This is a genomic window from Petrimonas sp. (assembly GCF_963921705.1).
Taxonomy (GTDB): Bacteria; Bacteroidota; Bacteroidia; order Bacteroidales; family Dysgonomonadaceae; genus Petrimonas; species Petrimonas sulfuriphila.
In genome coordinates, this window is sequence record NZ_OY997410.1 from 2,524,923 (window position 1) to 2,541,599 (window position 16,677).

Sequence of the window (16,677 nt, forward strand, 5' to 3'; positions counted from 1 at the left end):
ATATTTATTTAGCAATCCCAAATAATTCATTATTATCCGCAATAAGATGTTGTCGAACAACTGTCACAGCACCAATTATATTCAAGACCCAGTGCCCAAGCATGAGCAATCGCATTATCTACCTCTTGAAAAGATAGATTACATTTGATGACAGTTTCGGCTGGATCAATGTAAACTATCCTGTAACCGCATGTTCCTGATACTCCAGATCCTCCGAAAATAGCTTTCATTTCTCGGTTTTCAAGAACAACCGCATCCTTCAATTTAATTTTACTTAATTTTTTCATTTGTAAAAATTTAAATTTGTACCAAAGATTATTTCCAATTGTTGATTTAACAATTATTACGACCCTTTGATTTAGCAGTAATTTTATAGCTTATATTCACCATATTCCGTTATCTTTTAGAGATTCATTTACCCAACTCCAACTGGTTTTTAACCAATTCGTAATATTTGCCACGCAAAGCGGTCAGTTCTTGGTGTGCACCTTCTTCCGCTACTTTTCCCTGGTCTAACACCACTATTTTGTCGGCATTGCGTACCGTGCTTAATCGGTGTGCCACCACAACTACCGTCTTCCCTTTATAAAACTCCTGTAGGTGTTTCATGATTTCTTTCTCGTTATTGGCATCTAAAGCATTGGTGGCTTCATCGAGAAAGATAAATTCCGGGTTTTTATATACGGCCCGGGCAATCAGGATGCGTTGACGCTGGCCTTGGCTTATTCCGCTTCCCTCCATTCCGATCTTGGTATTGTAACCCAAAGGCAGGGAATCAATAAAATCACGAATATTGGCAACTGTTACGGCATGACGAAGTTTCTCTATGTCAACATAATCATTTCCTACACCGATGTTTTGTGCGATAGTGTCCGAAAAGATAAATCCGTCCTGCATGACCGAGCCGGATTTGCTCCGCCACAAGTGCGGATTGATTATGCTTAACGGTGTCTCGCCCACTTTGATGGTTCCCTTGTTGGGCTCGTAAAAACCCAACAATAGTTTTATTAACGTGGTTTTTCCGCTTCCGCTAGCTCCCACTATGGCGGTTACTTTTTCCTGAGGAATAGTCAGATTGATATTATCCAACACATAATCACGGTCGGCGCCGTCGTAACTGAATGAGAGGTTTTCGATGGAAATGTCGCGTTTATCGGGCAATACAGTCAATTTGTTTTCAATGGTTTCTTCTTCGTCTTCTTTGCCGTGAACTTCGTTCAACCGCTCCAAACTGATTTGGGCATCCTGGAATGAACGGGCGAAACCGATAAACTGCTCCACCGGCGCGGACAGTTGTCCGATGATGTAGGTCAGCGCCATCATCATTCCCAGTGTCATTTTATAATACTCCCAATAATTCAGACCACAGGGTAAGTTTAATAAAAAACGATTAAATTTGCTCATTATGTCAACAAGAAGAAAGAAACACAGTGCAGCTTTCAAGGCCCAGGTTGCGATAGAGGCAATCAAGGAAGCTGAAACACTTAGCGAGCTGGCCAAGCGGTTCGATGTGCATCCACAAATGATCTCCAACTGGAAACGGGAGTTCCTGGCCCGAGGAGCAGAGATATTCTCAACCAAGGCCCCAGACGAGGAGGTTGCCAAACGGGAGAAGGAATTGTATGAGAAAATAGGCCGTTTGGAGGTAGAAGTGGATTTTTGCAGGAGGGCCTCAGAGCAATTGGGGATACTGAAGTCCTCAAAAAAATAGTATCCCCGAGAGATGATTTGAGCCAACGACGCCAGTGTGAGCTTCTCGGATTGAATCGCAGCATGCAGTATTACAAGCCTGCCGTAGAGGATCCTGCAAACCTCGAACTGATGCGTCTGATGGACGAAGAATACATGGAACATCCAACAAAAGGTGTTTTGGGGATGGTTGATTTCCTGCGTGCAATGAGTATCCTGACAGGTCCGAAGCGTGTCCGTCGATTGCTTCGTAAAATGGGCATCATGGCCATTTATCCGAAACGAAACCTCAGTAAGCTTGGATTGAGCAAATACATTCATCCCTACAGGCTTAGAGGTCTTGAGGTCACGCACTCGAATCATGTATGGTGCATCGATATCACGTACATACCCATGGCAAAAGGATTCCTTTACTTGACGGCTATCATTGATGTATATAGCCGGTATATTGTTGGCTGGGACATTCACAATACGCTGGATGCTGAAAACAGCCTGAATGTGCTTCGTAAGGCAATCCTCGTGCATGGCAAGCCGGAGATTGTAAACTCTGACCAAGGCTCTCAATTTACGTGTCCAGGTTGGATAGCGTATCTTGAAAGCCAGGAGATCACTATCAGCATGGACGGGAAAGGCAGGGCGCTTGACAACGTCTGGATAGAACGCTTCTGGCGCACACTCAAACAAGAATATGTCTATATTTGTCCGGCCGGGAACGGCAACATACTGCGAAAGGGGTTGATTAAGTTTATCACCTATTACAACAACCGGCGACAGCATCAAAGCCTTGATAGAAAAACGCCCTTTTCCTGGTATGAGTATGCAGCCTGATTCGTTTCCATTGCAAACAAAGGTAATGCCTGTCCCGGAACCTGTCAAGGCTGTGACAAGCGACCTAAAGAGAACCCGTTCCAGGCACAGAGAGTGGTTTACAATGGGAACGAACTAAACTTAAAAACGAGATCCTATGGTCTGACAAGTGGGGAGTAGAACATTTGTCCTTCCACAACAGCTTTGGCAGCTATAAACGAAACAATGATATTGGTGGTCTGGCTGAAGAACACGGAACCGACCTGTTGGAGTTGACCCAAAACCAATCCCTTTATCCCGATCTTGAACAGTTTTACCTGGATGCGTTCCCATTGCCAGCGCTTTTGCTTTTCACAATTGTTCAGTTTGATTTCCTGCATTCCCGTAATCAGCTGGATGATGTTGCTCTGTTCTCCGGCCGACTGGGCGAAACGTTTGTGGTCCAGCTCGCGGCGGTATTTCATAAAGAAGAGTATCCAAGCCACATACAAGGCGTTTCCGGCAAGGAAGATACCGAGGATGATCAAGTTGTAATACGCCAAGACAAAGGCGAACACGAAGAAGTTGACAAACGAGAAAAGCGTGCTGATGGAATTGCCCGTAAGGAACGTTTCGATGCGTCCGTGGTCGCCGATACGTTGCATGATATCTCCCGTCATTTTCGTGTCGAAATAACGGAGCGGCATTTTCATCAATTTAGCCAAAAAATCGGAAATAAGAGCAATGTTTATCCTTGTGTTCATGTGCAACAATATCCAGCTCCGGATAAACTCCACGGAAAGGCGGGCGACGAAGATAACAAGCTGGGCAATCAGTATGAGCGTGATAAAACCCAAGTTTCCATCGCGGATACCCACGTCCACCAAGGATTGTGTAAGAAACGGAAAAATCAGTTGCAGGATACTCACAACCAACATTCCCAACACCAATTGTACCAACTGGCTTTTGTAGGGTGCAAGGTAACGCAGGAAATAACGTAAACTGCGGTTGCGGTTTTCTTTTTCGTCTTCTCGGTCGAAAAACTCGGGACCGGGTTCTAAAAGCAGTGCCGTTCCTTTTTCCTCCTCGTCTTTTTTGGTACTGTACCAGCATTTCTTGAAATCGACTTCGTCATATGTTACCAAACCCAACGCGGGATCCGCCACGTAAATCCGGTGTCCTGCTTTTTTATCCTTCTTGATGTTGTGAACTACCACAAAGTGGTTCTGTTTCCAATGCACGATGCAGGGTAACGGCGCGTCTTTTACCAGCTGCTCAAATGAAATCATCACTCCCGATGTGCGAAACCCGATATGTTCCGCTGCATCGCTTATTCCCAACATGGATACACCTTCACGTGTAATAAACGAATATTGACGAAGTGTTTCCAGGCTGTAGTGTCTGCCGTAGTGTTTGGCTATCATGCGCAGGCAGGTGGGGCCGCAGTCCATGGCGTCAAGCTGGGTGTAAGTTGTAAATAAATTTAATTTCATTAATTTCAATGTTGATGATTTCCAAAGTTCAAGCATATAAAAAACGTCTTATTTTTAAATTGCAACAATCTCTCTCAACAAACAGTACTGTTTTTACTTTTTATTTAAGATTAGTAATTGCATAAATTAATTTTCTATCTTTCTCTTCATAAAGCTGAAGACGTTGTATTTTCCCGTTTGGAAAAACTAAAAAAGCCATCGGAATGGAATGAATATAATATTTATTTTGCAATCCTTTTACATCATCTTTAGCTAAAAGGCTTCGCCAGGGTATCTGCTCTCTTTTCATTAATTTTTTCCATTCTTCAACTGTTTCCGGTTCGTCAATTGAGACATAAGTCATATTCAGCTTTTCTTGTAAATCATTATGAATTTTTTTAAGATTGGGTATTTGTTTATGACAGGGTCCACACCAAGAGGCTGAAAAAATTACGAGATTATATTTTGTAGTGTCTTGAATAATTGGTTCGAGTTTATTTGTTTGCCAATCCGGGAGAGTGGAATTTTCAAAAAAATTCATATTTAAATACTCTTTAATTTTATTCCCGTAGTATGAATTTTTATTTTCAACAGAGAAGTTATTAAATATGCGTGCAATATCTTCTTTACTTTTGTATCTGCCAATAGATCCGTATAAAGCAGACATCAGATGATGTGAATCAGGAGAAAGCGATACTATTTTCTCATATTTACTTATGCGTTGGTCATAACTTAACGTGTCTCTCCAGAAAAGACTAAATCCCTCATTCAGTGCTTTTGCCATTAAATACATTGTTTCATCGTCTTTATTTGAAAAAAGGAAATCGTCAGTATAGAATTTTTTACCTTGATATTCAAAAATATCAGATTTGATAAATGAAGCTGAGAGCTTAGACTCTTCTCCGACTGTGAAACTATCATATTTTAAAGTATCTAACTCCAAAGGCATATACACAACAAATTTGTATTCTATGCTGTCATTATTTTGTTTGCCATACAGTTTCATCCCGGAATGTTTCTTATACACTGTATCGGAGTATTGAAATATCCAATTCTGCTTGTCGATAGAACTGCCGATCACATTGTGCTTTTCTAATCCCGATAAAGCTATTTCAAGACGAACTTGATCGTACTCTTTACCGTTGAGTTTAAGTTCAAGAGAGCAATTCTTGTTAATTTGTGCCTGCAATGTAGGTACACAAGAAAGAAATGAAAGTAAAATAATCAAATTAAATTTCATAATTTAAAAAAGTATAAAAATGGGGGTTATTTCAGAAACATGACTAGCTCATCATTCTGTCTTTGTTCCATTCAACAGAATAGTTGACAAACTAATTTTACTTCTGAGACACCCCCACTTGATTTTCAATTAATTAGAAAACACATGCACATGAACTATCTCCAGGTACCAAAACTCCACTTGAACAATACCCTTTTGTAAGTTTATCATTCACAATACCCCAACATTCAGCTCCGACTATACAGGCTAATTCAGTACAATCGGCATTGTTGTCGCCACTTCCACCGTAAATCATTTTCATTTCACGGTCTTCCAAGATAACTGCTTCTTGCAGTTTGATTTTACTTAATTTTCTCATAAGCATATAATTTTTAAATTATTAATTATACCTGTTGTCGTTTTAAATAACAACAGCTTTCTATATCCTAAAACCGGATAATATTTTCAATTTATTAATTTTCAGAGTAATCACGAAATAAAAATAGGGCTGTTCTAACTTCGATTTTATTTCCATTTGTTCAAGTCTATACGAATATTTTCTAAATCAACTTAAAATTTCCATTATCCTTTTCATTCTCATGTTAAGGTCAAAAATGGATGATCTTTCAAGGGCTTTTTTAGACAAATCATCTCTTAATTCTTTATTGGTAATTAATTCTCGTAATGCTTCGTAAATTTCACGGTAATCATTTTTAACTAAACATCCATATCGCCCATCATCGAGTAATTCAGAAGGGCCTACCGTATTGGTGGCAAGAATTGGCTTACCTAAACAGATGGCTTCTGCTACAACGTTTGCATACCCTTCCGCTATGGATGTATGCACAAACACATCACACCCCTTTAGATATGGGAAGGGATTATCACAAAAACCTAATAATGTGACATTCTCTTCCAAAGAAAGTTTTCTTATCGTTTCTTCTAGGGAAATTCTTAAGCTACCTTCACCAATGATCCAGAGGTAAAAGCTCAACCCGTTATCCTTCAAATCACCCAAAACGAATAACAGCCTGTCATACGCTTTTTCCGCATCCAGCCTTCCTATGCAACACAGTGTAATTTCATTATTTCTTTTTACCGAATATTCATTACTTAAACGAATTATTTTTTGTCTGTCTGTCAGATTGTATACAACTGATTTATCTACCGGTATATCTCCAAATCTCTCTATAAAACGCGGTAATGTTTCCTTTGTATTAAATAAGATCTTATCAAATTTCAAATAACAAGATATCTCTTCTTGTAAATCTTTAAAAAACACACGTGTATAATGTAAATTATATAAATCAGTCCTCACCCATGCATGTTTTTTAGCATTTGTTTTTCTATTTGCAATAAATTTTGTCGCGCTACCCTCCAAAAAGGCTACTTCAATATCGTACTCTTTTATAGTATACTTCTCAAAATAATCTAAGGTAAACCAGTTAACTTCCGTTGGAATATCTTTCAAATAAACTCCATACTTGTTAAAAAGGAGCAAATCGATCTCAAAGAGACTATAGTCTAAATTTTCAAGCCATGTTATTAACTGTTTCTCTGCACCTCCATGACTTAAATTGGGTATGCAAAACAGTATTTTCCTTTTTGATTTTGGTGGTTTTGATAATATGAATTTCGATTTATATAATGTTGCTATTTTTAATCTTAAAGAATCAAAATCTAACTGTCTGTTTTCAAATAAGGCAATATACTCGTTTATCTCATCTATCGCATTACTATCCAATAAAACTATTTCTGACGCAATATAGTTTAAAAATTCTGTTTGAATCATCATTATTTGCAATTTAAAGTCTGCGTCCGGTACTCTTTGCTGTAGTTTACATGAAACCAAGTATTCACCAAGAGATCCAATCTTGAAATTATTCATAATCATGTCTGCCAATAACGCATAGCTATTGCTGAAAATATTGCTCCCTTTATACAGACCGGATGAAAAATTAAATCTCATTAAGGAAGATTTTCTAAACATCAACGAAGAGAAAAAAACAGGATTACAAAAAATGATTTCGTATATTAGTTCATTGGAAGAATAACGGCCTTCAATTTTGAAATTACAATAGTCATGAAAATTCACACCGGTACAAACACAATCATCGTCCAAATTACTTTTCAAATAATCATACTGTTTTTTCAATTTATCTGCACTTATCACACAATCTGACTCTAAAAAAGAAATATATTCTCCTTTAGATTGCGAAATTCCCTGTTTAAATAATTCAACGAACCCGGATGAGGCTTTAATGTATCTGACACTATTATCCTGAATATCATGAATAACATCGATAGTCTCATTTGAATTGCTTAAATCCAGTACAATGATTTCAAATAAGGACAATGTTTCTTCTAAAATACTTCTGATACCGTATTGGCATGGACATCCTGTATCTTTAATAATATAAACTATGCTGACTTTAATATCTTCCTTATCCATGCATACACAATTATCAAATTTTTATACTTTTTCCAAGGATGAATCAGTTTTGTTTTAACAATTACAACCGAAACGAGCAATGAATTATTTTATTTCAGAAACACATTGTTATAAAGGTCATCTATAAATTAATACAGGGATTCGATTAACGCCCTGTAATTCTCTTTCATATGGTGGATTGAATACCTGTCTTCATACGTTTTTAAGGCTCCTGCACTTAACCGATTGCATAAATCCTGAGAGTCTAATAGCTTTGTTATTGCCTCAGCCAAATTTCGTGAGTATTCTTCTGGCTTGTTCCTGTTGCCTATTTTCGCAACCAAACCATTGATCTCATTTTGAAACATATTTCTAATCCCGACACCATTCGATGTGACAATGGGTAAACCGAACATCATCATCTCAATTCCCACAAAACTGCATTGTTCGTAATAGGAGGGAATTACTCCTATGTCTGCAACGGATAGCCATTTGTATATATTGTCCTTATCTAACAGGCCTGTAAAGGTTATGGATAAAGTACACGATGATTTGGCCTGTATCAGCTCTCTTAAAGACTGTTCATTGGCATCACCGATAATCACAAGCCTTACATTCCGATTTGTTTTTAAAATTAATTTCATTGCCTCCATTAAGGCAAATATCCCTTTTTGTTTAGTCGGCCGTCCAATGACCACAAGGATCTTTTCATCATTTCTTATATTCAACGAATTTCTTATTTCTTCCGAATTTTTCCGTTTTGAGACAATGCTGGATTCCCGCAATCCGTTTGGGATAAATGAGATTTTTTTCTTATTCAATTTATAAACGGAGCGCAAAACAGCATAAGAATCCGGCGATAAACAGATAATCCGATCCGCAAATCCATACATCCTTTTTTCTTCTTCATAACAATTAGAAAAATCCCTTTTTGCATTTCTTGACTGGTCGGTACTAGAAGATTTATTTTTGGTCAGCTGCTTGTACTCTTTTAAATTCCCCATTAGAGGTGCCGTCCATCCGAAATCATGGATGGTAAAAATAATTTTGGACAAGGGAAATGTTTTCTTCAGCGATTCCATAAGATCACCGCACGGCGAGTGATTTAAAAAGAAAATATTATTAGGATCGTCTTCAATATATAATCTCAAAAACTTATCCATCACCTGCACATGATGCAAAAAATGGCCTTTCATAACGGGAAAAAGTAACTTTTTAGTCTCTTTTTCTTCAACGATACTGAATTCTTCCGTGTCGGCGTTAAAAATAATCAGACAGATGCTATGTCCGGATGATTTAAAACAATGCAATAATTCCCGCAGGTACGTGCCGATTCCATTCTTTTGGGAACTGATATATTCATCGAAAATATAAATGTTTTTCATTTTGCGAATATGATTTTTAATAACTTTCCGGCCAAGCCATCTTTTAATCCTAACGGATAGGAAGATATTTCATTGGATATGTCTGTTGACTCCATGATAACAAAATCAATGACGGATGTATTGTAATCCTTGATGTTCCCGGTATTATAAAAATTTCTAAACACATCCAGCAATATACTTATCGATGTATCTTTTATCCGTTCTTTTAACAATGAGCATATTGCATATATATCCGATAAATACCTGTCGTCAAAAGGTAATCCTGTATTTTGATCAAGCGCTCCTTTTACATGGTATATCACGTAATGCAGCAGTCCTTCAAATCCTGTCTCCAACGAAAGATCTGAAATTCTTCTCGGATCCACTTCCATAATTTTCTTATCAATCTCATCGCATATTTCAACACCGGACCCTTCTACAAATTTATTCTGGATTAAATATTCGATTCCCCACCCAATTCCGGCTAATCCGTTGCCCAATGAAAAAGGCAAACCTTTATTTACTTTCGCTATAATATTTTCGAGTAAATCAAATGCAAAATCGGAAAATATTTCATTTTCTTTTTTTCTGGAATATTCGGATAACGCTAGAACAATTCCCATTTGTCCTTCGAGAAGTCCAATATCAGTCATAAAAAAAGATTGTAGCATCAAAGTATGTGCTATCCTATCAGAATCAATGAAATTTATACCACATTTTTTCATTACTTTTTAACAGAGAAAATTTATTTTTCTAATTCAATTATTTCAATAGGATTCTTAGCACCATAATAAACCACTTTACCTTCTTCTACAAATCCATAACTTACTCTTTGAAATCGATTCTTCCTTATTTTCTGTAATTGCAAATAGTTCTCACATTCAATAATATTTTTTCGATTGGGCATTTCAATGAATTGATTTTTTACTTTATTCAGGCCAATCGCTTCAAAACAGAATATTTTTTCCGAATCTTCTACTTTCAATATCAGTCCAGGCAAGCCATACAATTTCCAGGGGCCATCATTTATGGGGATATCCGTCGTAAACCACACCGAGTATGTTCTACCTCTGAACTCAGTAACACCTTTTTGACAAACATAATTCAATAATGTTAGTGTGTCGTCGGTAATTATCCATTCATGCAATACCGGTTGTTCTTGTAACCGAAAGAAAGTATCAGAATAGTCATCAGTGATTACTATTTTTTGTTCAGATCGGTTCTTATAAATTTTAGCGGATTCTCCTTCACTTGCATCAATCATATGATAAATTGACATTTTTTTCTCTAACTTTAGCTGAAGTTCTTCAGGATCCACTCGAAAGCTGATCTTTCGATATACAGGATTCATCGCTAAATTAGCACCATCTATCGAATCACGTTTTTTTTTGTTCCAATCATAATATACCGACCAATCATTGCCAACAGCTAAGACCATAGTGTCTGTTTGTATTATCACTTCTTCCTGTTTATTTGCTTGATGTTTAAATACAAATAGAACATTTAATAGTATTGAATCCAGCCTATTCTCATTCGAAAAATTCCTTGTCGACGAAAGCACCATAACGGATAATGAATCAAAACCGTACATCATCAAGAAAAGGGAGACGCAAAAAAAAAGTTTTTTCCACCCATTGACCATTTTTAATTTTGTTTAAAGTATAAATTGAATTAATCCATAACTTTTTTAAATACAACTTTTTCCATATAATGGAGAGGTACAATCTTAACTCTTTCTTATTATTAGTTTAATTTAGATATTTAATTCTACAGAATTCGGATAATCCTCTCCATTAAAAGGCGAAATCTATGCCCCTTAAGCGTGATTAGCAATTTAAAATGGAAACCTGTGTACAATCTCCATTAGTTGCACATCTAGTATTAAGATCTGCGTGCATAGTTGATGTGCTTGCATAGAATTTTGTCCAACTTGAAGCATAGGGAGGATTGGTTTGTCCTATACAACTACAACTAAAACATCCTCCAGTTAATCCGCCACTTCCACCAGAAATCAATTTCATTTCATGATTGTCGAGGACAACTGCCTCCTCTAGTTTAATCTTACTTAATTTTTTCATAAAACATAATTTTTTGTCTGCAGCAAGGTTTATTAGACATGCCAACAAATTATTTTATGCTGCCTCGTAATTTGTTAGTCACTGTTTATTTATAGAATCTTAAATCTTATTCTTAGCAGAATCTCCGACGGACGAAGCATATATACCGAATAATAACTGCTGATATCGCTGTAGGAATAGGTTATGAACTTGTTTGTATTAAAAATGTTTGTCCAATCCAGCATTAAATCCACGTTTTTTAACTTGTATTTTACACCCAGGTTCCCAAACCAAGATGACCGGGCTTCAGACTCTATCAAGCTGTTGAAATAATGATTGAACGATATATTGAAAATCAGTTTTTTTACCGGAATTATTGAGGTGCCTAGATTTTGTGCAACATTATGAACGGCCGGCATGGATTGATTGCGGATTTTACTTCGGGTATGGCGATAAGAAATGTCGTATTTGAGGACCATAAATCTGCCAATATCCGTAGTAATGGAAGGGGATAAGGAGTAAGAGTCAAAATTCAAATTCGAAACAATGCCTTGATTTAGCGACAGGGTTTTGCTTTTATTATAACTTGCAAACAACTTCATTTCCGATTTTATCGCATCGATACTTTGGCCGAAAGAATAATCCAACCCGTAGTAATGCGAAGTATTAGTATAAGGAATACTCGTGGAACTGCTCATTATGCCGTTATAGCGGACATCTCCAAGTGTATTGCGCCATATATTGGAATAGGATAACCTGAAAGATGTAAATAATGTTGTAAAGGGATTTTTGTAACTGAAATGCACGAAAGTGCCGGTTTGATGGTTTTTGCCGAGCAATCCGTTACTTCTGTTCATTCCCCGGTAATTAGCCATGATATATCCCAGATAATCTTCGGTAATACCCCCAAATTGATTTGAAAAACGTACGTTTGAAAACAAGTCCCATCGCGAACTGATAGGATATTGAATGATCAGGAGTGGTGAAATAAGCACATGCCCCCCGTTTTTTGAAGTATTTCGAATGTGGTCGTTCCGATTGATAAACAGATAACTAACCGGAAAAGAAAGAATCGGTTTGAAATTTTCCGAAAAACGATAAGACAGGCTCCCATTAAGGCGAATACCAATTTCGTTTCGATGTAATCGGTTTCGTAAAGTGTCTGCCGAAACTGATGAAATCGCATCAGACACAAAAAGGCCGGACTGCATAAAGTAATGATCGGAAAATACATTGGTGCTGTAGCCAACCGTAAAACGCTTGCCCAAGTTTCCTCCAGATACATACAGATTAGTTTTTAAATGGTTATAAGAAACCTCTTGCCGGATTAATGTATCTGATTCTTTTAAGTTAGTAAAAACTTCATCGAACAAAACAGGTGAAACGCTCAGTGAATGATTCTGCATAGTATAGGATATTTGAGAGCCAACCCTGAAATTTTTATTCTCTTTCCGGCGCAAGTACTCGAAATCGTTGCCAATGTTGAACGATGGAAATTGTAGAAATTGGGATATGTCGCGTACAGCGGCAATTTTACCGGTATGCTCGTTCCATCTGGAAGATACATTGAGCTTGTTATTCAGGAAATATTCATCGGTATTCCCCTCCAGTGTAAGTGTTCCCTCCAGCTCACGCTTTAATAATTGGGCATTCATATCTTCGGTTATGTGGATGTTTCCACCGTCAGCCACAAATATATCTCGTTTTGAATAACTACTGCTTTTTTGTTGATCGTATAAATAATTAAGGTTCCCGGTCAGCGTAAGATCTTTCTTTAATGCTTTCAGGCTGTTGAGCGATCCCAAGTGTGCATTATTAAACAGATGATGCTGTTCTCTTATGGCAGGCGGAACGGGTGCAATTACCGACATGAAGTTTACCGGGCCTCCGCCGGATCCACCGTAAAAAGACGTCAACTCCCGCACGATATCCCGTCCTGTATTATCGCCCTTATAGACCGACATATCTTGTTGAGTCGCCGAGAAACGCATTCCTACCAATTCGTTGCTCAATAACATAGGTGGAAGTCCCGCTCCGGCTTGCGCAGTAAGAAAAAAAGCACCGTGTGCCGATTTTTTTAATTTAAGATTAATGGCGGCTGCTTCGGGAATTTCCATGTCTTTTAGCGCCTTGATGGGTTGGTGGTTCTCAAGCACTTGCACGGATGCCACTTTTGTAGCATCGACATTATTGGTGGCGATACCGTACTTCCCTTTCAGCAGGTCCAATCCTTCTACATAAAATTTGCTGATAGCTTTGTTCTGATAGAGTATCTGTCCCGAAGATAACACTTGGATTCCGGGCAGTTTTTTTAATACGTCGCCAATGCTGCGGTCGGTTTCGTCCAGAAAACTCGCCACATCGTAATGGATAGTATCACCCAACTGACGGATTTTAGGTGCCTGGACAATTACTTCTTTTAGCTCCATTGTTTTTTCAACTACCAAGAATTCCACGAACCCTATATCGCTTTTTACGTGTTTTGTCTGGCTTTCCAATGTCATGGCTTTCACGGATATTTCTACCGAGTCGGGCATATTGGCGCTCCTTAGCGTGAACGTCCCCTCTTTCGAAGTCATCGAATAGGATATAATTGATGTTGAGCCTACAGGATGCATTGTAACGGCAGCATTTGCAACAGGCTCCCGGGTTTGTTGGTCAAGTACTCGGCCTTTGATTTCTTTCTGGGCGAAGATTGCACTAAAAGAAAGTAAAAATAATAGAACAAAAAGTGGTATTCGTTTATTCATTTTGAGATTTATACTAGATACATAGTATTCAATTTTCGAATTCTAAATTTGATAACGTGACTGGATTTCCTGTAAGGTAACCTTTTGCTGAAACATTTTTTCTATCATAAGGAAAAGCGATAGTTGTATTTTTGATATGTTGTAATCCTATAGTTTTAAACTGAACATGACGCCTATTATTTCGGCTTTAAAAATCAACTCAGGTAGTCCGTAAGCTTCCAAGGGCCATCGTTGACAGGCATCGTAAGTGCGCCCACGGAATGTGGCGGTAGCTTTAGTGCATAAATAGCCTCACCCTGTGGGGGTATCAGTTAGAAATAGTCCAATCCATTGGCACAGCTTCTTCCAATACCAGATAATAAGTAGATATGAAACTTGTTCCAAAAGGGCATAGTCAAAAGTGGTTGTTTTTTGCTCTACACGTTCTTTGTATACACTTGCAATTTCTGGCTTGCGAGGAGTATTAATTACTTCTGCTCCACCTTCCAATAGAGAGCTTAACTCGTTATCATTCATTTTTAAAAATATCAAATTAAAGCGGGGAAAATAAGCTGTGCCGATGAATCAAGTTTTACTTTATGTCAATTGTAATATTCCGACCAATTTGTTTCAATGTTTAGAGCCACACACATTATTAATTAGTCCTTATTTTCTTCCTCCATGAATATGATATCTTTTGATAATGGTTTCTCATAAATAATAACATTTCCTTTATCTTCTATTAAATAACTATTTCTTTTGTTTCGGATAAACTTATAAAACTGATTCAACTCTTTGCAAATTTCAGTATTCTTGCCATAAGAAATATCTATTGGAGTATTTTTAATTTTTTGGATGCCAATAGCCTTGACGTGGAAAATTCCGTCACTCGTTTTAGCCTCTAGAATAAGACCCGGTAAACCGTATAGTTTCCACGGGCCATCATTAACCGGTAGTTCCTGGGTAAAATAGGCGTCATATTCTCTTCCCCTGAATTTTGTTGTTGCCTTATGACATGGATAACCCAATACCCGACAGGTGTCACTACCAATCACCCATTGCTGTGGTAACAAATCTTCTGATAAAAAAATTGAAATATCTTCTCCATTCGCCTGATTTTGATCTAATGTATAAACTCGGTTTTGTTCACGGTTTTTGTAAGTTTTGGTTGAAATATAATTATCCAATTTGAAAACATTGTGTTGATATTCATTTTTTCCTATAATTATATTTTCCAGATCATCGGATCGAGTGTACTCTATGGAAAGAGACTTAATCTGCTCAGGCTTTATAAACTTATCGATTGTTTTATTCGGCACTGTCATGTCATAAAATACAGACAACCTATCGCCTATATCCAGTGCCATTGTATCTGCTCTCGAAAGACTCTTATTTAAGTAATTATTTTGACTAAAATCATACACAACACGTAAACGTGCTGTATCCCCATCGATTTTGACATCCGTGTTTTGGGCATTACCATTTGTTATAAATGCAAATGCCACAGCAATTTCAAATACTCGTATTTTCATATTAATATTTTCCTCCTTTCCTTTGGGACCACTCATCTATGGTGGCAGTTTTATATCTCAAATAAATAAATATTGAAAAATGTAATTGTTCTGTATAGAGAACTTAGATTACCGTTTTAATTTGATGATTCTGGACTTGCAAACTTAATTGAGACAAAAAGTTAAGCGACATTTTTAATTGATTCTTTTTTAATATTATACTGATTCCAAAATTCATCAATGGTTAAGTTTCCCAATGCTGAGAATCTTCTTTTATGATTATACCAGGATTCAATATATTCAAATACATACAAGCGCATTTGCTCTCTTGTTTTGAGTTTGGTACCATAGACCAATTCAGATTTGAAAGTTTTGAAAAAGCTTTCAGCCACGGCATTATCCCAACAATTTCCCTTTCCACTCATACTTTGTTCCAGCTTCAAGGATTTCAACAGATTGACAGTCTGTTTGCAAGCATATTGTATGCCCCGGTCAGAATGAAATATCATTCCTTCTCCAAAAGGTCTGTTCCTATTGGCCATCCTGATGGCCGGAACTACGGTATGGGATGCATTCATATGATCGCTTATGGACCATCCGATCAGTTTGCGGTCAAAAAGATCCAGCACACAGGTCAGATAAAGAAATCCATCCTTACACGGAATATACGTCAGGTCAGAGACACACGCTTTCACAGGCTCATTCTGATTAAATTCGCGATTCAACAGATTTGGAGCAACCTTATAGTTGTGAGAGGCATCCGTCGTCACTTTGAATCGTCTCGAGAGTTTGCTGCGCAAGCCCATTTTCCTCATGTGGCATGCTACAGTGGTTCTCGAGACAGGAGTTCCGGATACCTGCAAATCCTTTGCCAGCCGGGGGCTTCCATTGCGTCCCCTGGCTGCAAAATATGCATCCCTGATCTTTTCGTCCAGCTCCATATATTTGCGCTTACGTTGGCCCTCCGGATCTTTAAGCCAGCGGTAATAACTGCTCCTGGGGACTTTCAGTACTCTGCACATCACCTCGACCGTCCATTGTTTCGAGTTATATTCCTTTATAAAGAGATAGATCAACGATCTCTCTTGGAGATGATGCTCAAAGCTTTTTTTAATATGTCCCGCTCCGTTTCAGCCTCGCCAAGGCGTTTTTCCAGTTCAGCAATCCTTTTGGTATCTTCACTTAATGACTGGACACCGTGTCCGGGGAAACTGGCTTCTCCTTTCTGCTGGTATTCTTTCCGCCAACGATATAAAAGAAAGGGGGCAATACCCAATTCCTGTGCAAGCTCGGAAATATTCTTGCGTTCTAAACTGAGTTTGACCGCATTCTCTTTGAATGCCTTGTCAAAATGGGTTCTTTGTTTTCTCATATTACACAAAAATAAGCGTTTATGCTTAACTCTGTGTCCCGGCTAAG

The 16,677-nt window shown here is 37.8% G+C and carries 15 protein-coding genes and 2 pseudogenes; 2 read left to right on the plus strand and 15 right to left on the minus strand.

Translation table 11 applies throughout. The features are described from left to right. Positions 1-32: 32 nt before the first annotated feature. On the minus strand, positions 33-287 hold the full coding sequence (locus AACM02_RS10555) for a TIGR04149 family rSAM-modified RiPP (RefSeq protein ID WP_339116935.1): 255 nt from the start codon (positions 285-287) through the stop codon (positions 33-35). A 124-nt stretch (positions 288-411) separates the two neighbouring features. After that, positions 412-1,338, minus strand: a pseudogene (locus tag AACM02_RS10560) (ATP-binding cassette domain-containing protein); the annotation flags it as partial. Between the two features lie 67 nt (positions 1,339-1,405). Here AACM02_RS10560 and AACM02_RS10565 point away from each other — a divergent pair. Both AACM02_RS10565 and AACM02_RS10570 read left to right on the plus strand, forming a co-directional pair. After that, positions 1,406-1,711, plus strand: a complete 306-nt coding sequence (locus tag AACM02_RS10565) for a transposase (protein ID WP_339116315.1) — start codon at positions 1,406-1,408, stop codon at positions 1,709-1,711. 50 nt (positions 1,712-1,761) lie between these two features. Then, positions 1,762-2,517, plus strand: coding sequence for an IS3 family transposase (locus tag AACM02_RS10570; RefSeq protein ID WP_339117436.1), 756 nt, complete (start codon positions 1,762-1,764; stop codon positions 2,515-2,517). Between the two features lie 167 nt (positions 2,518-2,684). On the opposite strand, the pseudogene AACM02_RS10575 reads toward AACM02_RS10570, so the two are convergent. The 13 genes and pseudogenes from AACM02_RS10575 to AACM02_RS10635 form a co-directional block, all read right to left on the minus strand. Then, positions 2,685-3,968 (minus strand): annotated as a pseudogene (locus tag AACM02_RS10575) (cysteine peptidase family C39 domain-containing protein); the annotation flags it as partial. Between the two features lie 100 nt (positions 3,969-4,068). After that, complete coding sequence (locus AACM02_RS10580) at positions 4,069-5,187, minus strand: thioredoxin family protein (RefSeq protein ID WP_339116936.1); 1,119 nt, start codon at positions 5,185-5,187, stop codon at positions 4,069-4,071. Positions 5,188-5,320: 133 nt separating this feature from the next. Continuing rightward, positions 5,321-5,545, minus strand: coding sequence for a TIGR04149 family rSAM-modified RiPP (locus AACM02_RS10585; RefSeq protein WP_339116937.1), 225 nt, complete (start codon positions 5,543-5,545; stop codon positions 5,321-5,323). Between the two features lie 186 nt (positions 5,546-5,731). Beyond that, positions 5,732-7,618: a glycosyltransferase gene (locus tag AACM02_RS10590; protein ID WP_339116938.1), complete on the minus strand. Its 1,887-nt coding sequence runs from the start codon at positions 7,616-7,618 to the stop codon at positions 5,732-5,734. 128 nt (positions 7,619-7,746) lie between these two features. Next, positions 7,747-8,982: a glycosyltransferase gene (locus AACM02_RS10595; RefSeq protein WP_339116939.1), complete on the minus strand. Its 1,236-nt coding sequence runs from the start codon at positions 8,980-8,982 to the stop codon at positions 7,747-7,749. Further along, positions 8,979-9,686 carry a hypothetical protein gene (locus tag AACM02_RS10600; protein WP_339116940.1) on the minus strand — a complete coding sequence of 236 codons (708 nt, stop codon included), beginning with the start codon at positions 9,684-9,686 and terminating at the stop codon, positions 8,979-8,981. Before AACM02_RS10600 ends, AACM02_RS10595 begins: the two co-directional genes overlap by 4 nt. Before the next feature lie 20 nt (positions 9,687-9,706). Continuing rightward, positions 9,707-10,603 (minus strand): GLPGLI family protein, encoded by an 897-nt coding sequence (locus AACM02_RS10605; protein ID WP_339116941.1) that lies wholly within the window; start codon positions 10,601-10,603, stop codon positions 9,707-9,709. A 184-nt stretch (positions 10,604-10,787) separates the two neighbouring features. After that, positions 10,788-11,039, minus strand: a complete 252-nt coding sequence (locus AACM02_RS10610; protein WP_339116942.1) for a TIGR04149 family rSAM-modified RiPP — start codon at positions 11,037-11,039, stop codon at positions 10,788-10,790. An 89-nt stretch (positions 11,040-11,128) separates the two neighbouring features. Continuing rightward, on the minus strand, positions 11,129-13,768 hold the full coding sequence (locus AACM02_RS10615; RefSeq protein ID WP_339116943.1) for a hypothetical protein: 2,640 nt from the start codon (positions 13,766-13,768) through the stop codon (positions 11,129-11,131). A 291-nt stretch (positions 13,769-14,059) separates the two neighbouring features. Continuing rightward, on the minus strand, positions 14,060-14,284 hold the full coding sequence (locus AACM02_RS10620) for a hypothetical protein (protein ID WP_339116944.1): 225 nt from the start codon (positions 14,282-14,284) through the stop codon (positions 14,060-14,062). Positions 14,285-14,406: 122 nt separating this feature from the next. Beyond that, positions 14,407-15,315, minus strand: a complete 909-nt coding sequence (locus tag AACM02_RS10625) for a GLPGLI family protein (RefSeq protein WP_339116945.1) — start codon at positions 15,313-15,315, stop codon at positions 14,407-14,409. 125 nt (positions 15,316-15,440) lie between these two features. Then, positions 15,441-16,334, minus strand: a complete 894-nt coding sequence (locus tag AACM02_RS10630) for an IS3 family transposase (protein ID WP_332456298.1) — start codon at positions 16,332-16,334, stop codon at positions 15,441-15,443. Next, entirely contained in the window at positions 16,331-16,630 is a 300-nt protein-coding gene (locus AACM02_RS10635; RefSeq protein ID WP_071135911.1) for a transposase, read from the minus strand. Before AACM02_RS10635 ends, AACM02_RS10630 begins: the two co-directional genes overlap by 4 nt. Between the last annotated feature and the right edge of the window lie 47 nt (positions 16,631-16,677).

Excerpts from the sequence above, each read along its gene's own strand:
- AACM02_RS10555 (WP_339116935.1), bottom strand. The coding sequence starts at position 287 with ATGAAAAAATTAAGTAAAATTAAATTGAAGGATGCGGTTGTTCTTGAA.
- AACM02_RS10565 (WP_339116315.1), top strand. The coding sequence starts at position 1,406 with ATGTCAACAAGAAGAAAGAAACACAGTGCAGCTTTCAAGGCCCAGGTT.
- AACM02_RS10580 (WP_339116936.1), bottom strand. The coding sequence starts at position 5,187 with ATGAAATTTAATTTGATTATTTTACTTTCATTTCTTTCTTGTGTACCT.
- AACM02_RS10585 (WP_339116937.1), bottom strand. The coding sequence starts at position 5,545 with ATGAGAAAATTAAGTAAAATCAAACTGCAAGAAGCAGTTATCTTGGAA.
- AACM02_RS10590 (WP_339116938.1), bottom strand. The coding sequence starts at position 7,618 with ATGGATAAGGAAGATATTAAAGTCAGCATAGTTTATATTATTAAAGAT.
- AACM02_RS10595 (WP_339116939.1), bottom strand. The coding sequence starts at position 8,982 with ATGAAAAACATTTATATTTTCGATGAATATATCAGTTCCCAAAAGAAT.
- AACM02_RS10600 (WP_339116940.1), bottom strand. The coding sequence starts at position 9,686 with ATGAAAAAATGTGGTATAAATTTCATTGATTCTGATAGGATAGCACAT.
- AACM02_RS10605 (WP_339116941.1), bottom strand. The coding sequence starts at position 10,603 with ATGGTCAATGGGTGGAAAAAACTTTTTTTTTGCGTCTCCCTTTTCTTG.
- AACM02_RS10610 (WP_339116942.1), bottom strand. The coding sequence starts at position 11,039 with ATGAAAAAATTAAGTAAGATTAAACTAGAGGAGGCAGTTGTCCTCGAC.
- AACM02_RS10615 (WP_339116943.1), bottom strand. The coding sequence starts at position 13,768 with ATGAATAAACGAATACCACTTTTTGTTCTATTATTTTTACTTTCTTTT.
- AACM02_RS10620 (WP_339116944.1), bottom strand. The coding sequence starts at position 14,284 with ATGAATGATAACGAGTTAAGCTCTCTATTGGAAGGTGGAGCAGAAGTA.
- AACM02_RS10625 (WP_339116945.1), bottom strand. The coding sequence starts at position 15,315 with ATGAGTGGTCCCAAAGGAAAGGAGGAAAATATTAATATGAAAATACGA.
- AACM02_RS10635 (WP_071135911.1), bottom strand. The coding sequence starts at position 16,630 with ATGAGAAAACAAAGAACCCATTTTGACAAGGCATTCAAAGAGAATGCG.